At 32.7% G+C, this 6,388-nt stretch carries 6 protein-coding genes; all 6 read left to right on the plus strand.

Features of this window, described 5'->3' with window-relative positions:
* The coding region (locus N4A40_04110; protein MCT4661023.1) for a hypothetical protein at window positions 1-297 on the plus strand (297 nt) is incomplete at its 5' end.
* A gap of 174 nt (window positions 298-471) precedes the next feature.
* The gene (locus N4A40_04115; protein ID MCT4661024.1) at window positions 472-1,299 is read left to right on the plus strand and encodes a hypothetical protein; all 828 of its coding nucleotides are present in this window, start codon (window positions 472-474) and stop codon (window positions 1,297-1,299) included.
* 24 nt (window positions 1,300-1,323) lie between these two features.
* Window positions 1,324-2,286, plus strand: coding sequence for a terminase small subunit (locus tag N4A40_04120; protein ID MCT4661025.1), 963 nt, complete (start codon window positions 1,324-1,326; stop codon window positions 2,284-2,286).
* Window positions 2,261-3,565: a PBSX family phage terminase large subunit gene (locus tag N4A40_04125; GenBank protein MCT4661026.1), complete on the plus strand. Its 1,305-nt coding sequence runs from the start codon at window positions 2,261-2,263 to the stop codon at window positions 3,563-3,565. Before N4A40_04120 ends, N4A40_04125 begins: the two co-directional genes overlap by 26 nt.
* Window positions 3,566-3,574: 9 nt before the next feature.
* Entirely contained in the window at window positions 3,575-4,984 is a 1,410-nt protein-coding gene (locus N4A40_04130) for a phage portal protein (GenBank protein ID MCT4661027.1), read from the plus strand.
* A partial coding sequence (locus N4A40_04135; protein ID MCT4661028.1) for a hypothetical protein occupies window positions 4,977-6,388 on the plus strand: 1,412 nt, incomplete at its 3' end. The genes N4A40_04130 and N4A40_04135, both read left to right, overlap by 8 nt.

Here is a 6,388-nt window from a genome sequence, read left to right on the forward strand (position 1 = left end):
AGAACTGGAACAACTAACAAAATATCTCAGCCTGTTGAAGATCTAGTTATAAAAATAGACCAGGAGAGAGAAGCTCTTCAAAAATATATTACAAGACTTAATATAAGATTGTACCAAATTGAAAAAGCTCTAACGATTTTACCAGAGCGTGAAAGAAAAATAATTGAAAAAAGATATTTTATTGGTTTACAATGGCATGAAATAAGTTGCAATATGAGCATCTGTCAAAGACATTTACTAAGACTCAGAGATAAAGCATTTGATAAAATGCTCTTAATGCTTAAGCTAGAAAGATAATTTTTTTAGTCTGAAATGTCACTTTTGTAGCACTTTTATGTCACTTTTTTGTCACTTCAGACGTGGTATAATGGTCTCAGCAAAGCGTGGGCAAAAATCCATGCTTTTTTGTTTGTGTAAAGATATTGCATAAATTAAACTTTAGTTGCTATAATTGTAATTGAGGTGATTTTTGTGGAAAATAGTGGAATTAAAAGAAAAACTGGATTAATCGTATTAATAATTATAGTAACTTTGATTAGTATGAACAATATTATTATAGTTCTATCATATCTAGAAAAATTTATATTAGGTGAAATATATATAGAACCAGATGATGTTCTTAATATAATGGGTATAGGGGCTACGCTATTTGTAGGTTATGGTGCTTGGAGAAATTCAAAAGTAGTGGCTGATTTACAAATTGAGTTACGTAATGAAAAAAAAGAAAAGGAAATAATTGAAATTCAGTTGCGTATTGAAAAAGTTATTTTGGCAAATTTAAGTATTTTTAAAAACCTAGAACAATTGTTGGAAAATTTAAAAACCTTATCTTTTGTATTGAGTTGTCAAAATGTAACAGACCCAACCTTTAATGGGAAAATTGATATTATCGATAATTTGACAAATTTAAATTTTGAAAACATATACGAAATTATAAAAAAAACAGTATTAGATTCATCAACAGATATAAAAAAACAGCATTTTTTAGATAATTTTGATACTTTAAAAAGTGATTTAGAAAATAAAATTGAATTAATGAAATTTGTACCTAAAAATATGGATAAAGATATTAAACCTGATGAAAATGTTATGGTAAGTTTTTTACTTAGATTAGGAACTGATTATAGTGAAAATAAGAACATATCAAATATTTATTTATCGATAGAACAATTTATTGATGAAAATGAATCCTTCATCGATGATTTAATAAATAAACTTAAAAATGAAAAAAGCAAGCAAAAGTACATTGAAGATTTTAAAACATTAAAAGAAAAAATAAAAAAATATAAAAATAATTAAATTATTATAATGGGGTGGTGATTGATGGCTCGAAAAAGAAGCAAGCAGAGCGTAAATGCAGAAAAGCTATATCTAGAAAGCAAGGGAACAATTCTTTTAAAAGACATAGCAAATAAACTAGGTGTATCAAACGGTACTGTTAGGTCTTGGAAGAATAGATATTCCTGGGAGAAAAAATTAAATGGCAATTATAACGCAACGTTGCAAAAGGAATCTAAAAAAGAAAATAAAAAACGCAACGTTGCAGTAAAGAATAAAGAGAATATTGTAACTAAAGTAGACAAAGATGCTATTGATCAGTTAGAGGATGCAAACCTTACTGAAAGACAGCGTCTTTTTTGTTTGTACTATATCGAGTCATTCAACGCTACAAGAGCTGCACTTAAAGCAGGTTATTCAAAAGGCGGTGCCCATGTAGAAGGGTGTAGGCTGTTAAAAAAGCCTAAAATTATAGCTCAAATACGGAACCTTAAGAAAGCAATGCAAGAAGAGATATTTGTAGAGGCTATGGATGTATTTAAAAAGTACATAGCAATAACATTTGCAGATATGACAGATTACTTGAAATGGGGACAAAGAGAAGCCGATGTGATGGGGGCTTTTGGTCCAGTGAAAGGTAAAGATGGACAGACACTAAAGAAGACAGTAAATTTTGTTGATTTAATTGATAGTGACACCATAGATGGAACACTAATACAAGAAGTGAAGCAAGGAAAAGAAGGCGTAAGTATAAAACTGATGAGTAAAGAAAAAGCAATGGAGAAACTTTCAGTGTACTTTGACCTCTTCCCAGATAAATTCAAAAGAGAACTTGAGCAAGCTAAATTGGATCTACAAAGACAAAAACAAGGTGAAGTGGATACAGAGTTCCAGGACGATGGATTTATGGATGCAATAAAAGATTCTGTTCAAAGTGTGTGGGATGATGAAGATGAGATAGAAGCAATACAAAGAGCTCCAGATGAAAGTGGTGAGTTCGATGACTAGGAAGGGAGTCAAACAAGCTCCTTTCAAATGGGCTCCATTTTCTAGAAAGCAAAAACAAGTTCTTAGTTGGTGGATGGATGGATCACCAATGAAAAATAAAGATGGTGTAGTTTGTGATGGTTCAGTAAGAGCAGGAAAAACAATTATAATGTCATTTAGCTATATACTATGGGCTATGGAATATTTCAACTTTCAAAACTTCATCATGGCAGGAAAGACAATAGGATCGTTTCGAAGAAACGTTCTTTTTTTACTCAAAATTATATTAAGACTTAGAGGATTCAAAATAAAGGACCATAGATCAGATAATATGTTAATGGTTCGTGATAGAAGAAACGGTAAGGTAAATTACTTTTATATCTTTGGAGGAAAAGATGAAAGTTCACAGGACCTAATACAAGGTTTAACCGCTGCCGGTTCTTTTTTTGATGAAGTTACCCTTATGCCACAGTCATTTGTTAACCAGGCTGTGGCAAGATGCTCTGTAACAGGAGCGAAACTTTGGTTTAATTGTAACCCAGATGGGCCTTATCATTGGTTCTATTTAGAATATCTTTTAAAACTCAAAGAGAAGAATTTGTTTAACCTTCACTTTACAATGGATGATAATCCATCGCTAACAGAAGAGGTTAAGGAAAGATACAAAAGAATGTTCTCAGGGATATTTTATAAAAGATACATCCTTGGACTATGGGTAGTTGCAGAGGGCATTATATACGATATGTTTTCAAGGTCTCGTCATATAGTAGATGCACTAAAGTATACCTTTGAAAAATACTATGTGTCAGTTGACTACGGAACTCAAAATGCTACAGTGTTTTTACTTTGGGGGCTTAGAAATGGCAAATGGTATTGTATAAAAGAATATTATTACTCAGGAAGAGATACTGGAATACAAAAGACCGATAGTCAATATTCTAATGACTTAAAAGAATTTCTAGGAACGATAAAGGTAACAGCAATCATAGTAGATCCATCTGCAGCATCTTTTATTGCTCAGCTTAAAAAAGATGGGTTCAAGGTAAAGAAAGCAAAAAATGATGTAGTGGATGGTATTCGCCATGTAAGCAACCTTCTATCAGAGTCTAAAATATTTTTTGATAAAAGGCTCAGGAACACTTTAAAAGAATTCGCATCTTACATTTGGGATGAAAAGGCTGCAGATAATGGTGAAGATAAACCAATAAAACAAATGGACCACGCGATGGATGCGGTTCGTTATTTCTGCTACACGATTATAAAGGTAAAAGGTATTAGAAAGAATTACTCCAGAAGGTAGGTGAAAAGGATGCAGGCACTAAATAAGTTTATAAAAGCTGAGTTAGAGGGGATATTTGGAGATTGTGTTATACGAGACTTAAAAGAAATTATTGATTTGTATAGGCAGTATGATGGCAGTGGTCAGGATTGGGAAGTAAAGCAAAATCTAGACTACAAACCATCTAAGAGCCGGACAAACATAATCAAAAAGCTAATCAAAGAAGAAGCACGCTTTATGTTTTCTAGATCTCCAGAGATTAGAATAGAAGCTATAGACAAACAAAAGGATGGCGAAAAAGCAGAAAAGCTTAATCATATTATTAATAAGATACTAAAAGAAAATAACTTTGGAGACAAATTGTTAAAGGGCGCTCGCGATTGCTTTATTGGTAAACGTGTAGCGCTTAAATTATCTGCAGATGAAACTAGAGTAAAACCTCTTTTTCGTCCTTCTATGGAATTTATATTTGATACAGATGCTGAAGACTCAGATAGACTTATAAAAGTTATATTCTTCTATCAGCAAAATGATTCTATAGATAAAAAAGATCAACGAATTTGGAAACAAAAATATTGGATAGAAAATGGTCAATGTTATTTAACAGAGGCAGTTTATGATGGCCATGCTAGAGTTATAGATATCATAAAAGAAAATGAACCTCTAAACATAGACTTCATTCCAGTAAAGGTGATAATAAATGATGGACTCACTGGAGACCTTATTGGAGAGAGTGATGTAACAGAGATTGAAGAAAATCAAGAAGCATACAATCACTTGAAATCAGATGACCTAGATGCTCTTAAGTTCAATATGTTTCCAATAAAGCTAGGAAAGAATTTGTCAGAAGCTACAACAGAGAAACTCTCAATTGCTCCTAATGCTTTTGTAGATGGGCAATCAGAAAATGAAGATAGGGATTGTGATCTGTCCGTTGTAGAATCTACATTCAACTATGAAACTAAGTATTTAGAAAGCATTAATAGAGCTAAAAACGATATGTATGAGCTACTCAATGTTCCAAATGTATCTCTAGAACAATTAAAGGGTTTGATGCAATCAGGAAAGTCTATGAAGGCTCTTTACTGGAACTTAATTACTAGATGCAATGAAAAATGGACTGTTTGGCATTGTGCTTTAGAGTGGATGATAGAATCAATTCTTAAAATGCATAAGGTTTATGTAGACAAGAGTATTGATCTAGATTTTGATTATGCTATCAATATAACTTTACTTTATTCTTTGCCGGAGGATGACCAGGCAGAGAAACAAAATGATCTAGCAGAAGTAAATGCAAATGTTAGATCAAAGAAATCTTATATTCAAAAGTGGAGTATTGCAGACGATGCAGATGCAGAGCTTGAACAAATTGCTAAGGAACAATCCATGTTTCAAGATGCATTTCTAGGCAGTGTCAATTCGGAGTTAGAAAATGAGTAACGAACTCTTTGATAAACTAATGAAAGATGCCAGGAGAAAAGAGCTGAAACTTATAAAGCGAAGTTATAGAGAATTACGCTTTGTTTATTCCGATGCAGCTAGATCATTAGATACTCTTTCAAAGCGTTCTTATCCTGGTAGCATGTCAGATGTTTGGGCTACTGAGTATACTAATGAGTTAGAAAAGCTATCTAAAGAGATGCACAAAATACTCTACTCTAAGAATAAAGAATACATCAAATTAGCAGCCATCTATGCAAATGAACCTCATGCAGTTCTATATGATACTATAAACGATAAATATGATTTAGGTATTGGGGATTCTATGCGAGAGTTATTTGCAAGAGTTCCGAAAGAAGCAATCAATGAAATTATTGGGGGACAGTTATACAAAGATAATAAAGGTTTAGCTGATAGAATTTATTTAGATAAATATAAAATGGATACTGACATGCGCTATATATTAGCTAGAGGAATTGCAGAACAAAAGTCATCTCTAGATATAGCTAAAGATATTCAAATGTATATTGATCCTGCAGCTAAGAAAGATTGGTCATGGAAAAAGGTTTATCCTAATGCTGGCAAGAGAGTTATTGACTACAATGCTCAAAGGTTGGCAAGGACAGCTACAAATCATGCTTTTTTTCTGTCTAATATCAAGAGTGCTGAAAGGAATCCTTTTGTTGATATTATTCACTGGGAACTATCTAACGCTCACATGGAAAGACAAGTGATTCCTTTTGGAGAAGATGAGTGTGATGAATACGCAGCACATGATTATGGATATGGAAGAGGTAATTTCTTGATAAAAGATGTACCAGTTCCGCATCCTCAGTGTTTATGTGCTCAGTGGCCAGAGTTAGCAAAAAGTCTTGATGATATTGGTACTGAACTCAGAGATTGGATCCATGGCCAAAAAAATGATAGACTAGATTCATGGTATAATAAAACTGTAAAAGCTAAGGTTGATTTAGATTTTGTGAATCTAAAAGGAAAAACTAAAGCTAAAAAAGAAGAAATCAAAAAGCCTGACAAAAAAGTTAAATCGGCTGAAGTAAATGAATTTATTCCAGCAAATACTAAAAAAGATGCAGAAAGATGGGCGGTTGCTAATCTAGGAATCAGAAATGCCAAATATTCGGGTATAGATTTGAATGTAGCCAATAATATTAATAAAACCATACTAGGACTCTTTGAAGAGTTCCCGGAGCTTAGAGGGCGAATTCATAATATTAAGCCTACAAGCAGTAAAAGGATTTATGCATCAGCAGGGATACAATCTAGAGCTTCTTCTACTGGTGCAAGGCTAGAAACTACTCTTAAAATATCTAAGCACATATGTGGGGATGAAAAATATCTACAAAAAGTATTCTTACATGAGGTGGACATAGGTTTTCATCCAAA

Source organism: Tissierellales bacterium (genome assembly GCA_025210965.1).
In the GTDB taxonomy this organism is placed as follows: domain Bacteria; phylum Bacillota; class Clostridia; order Tissierellales; family JAOAQY01; genus JAOAQY01.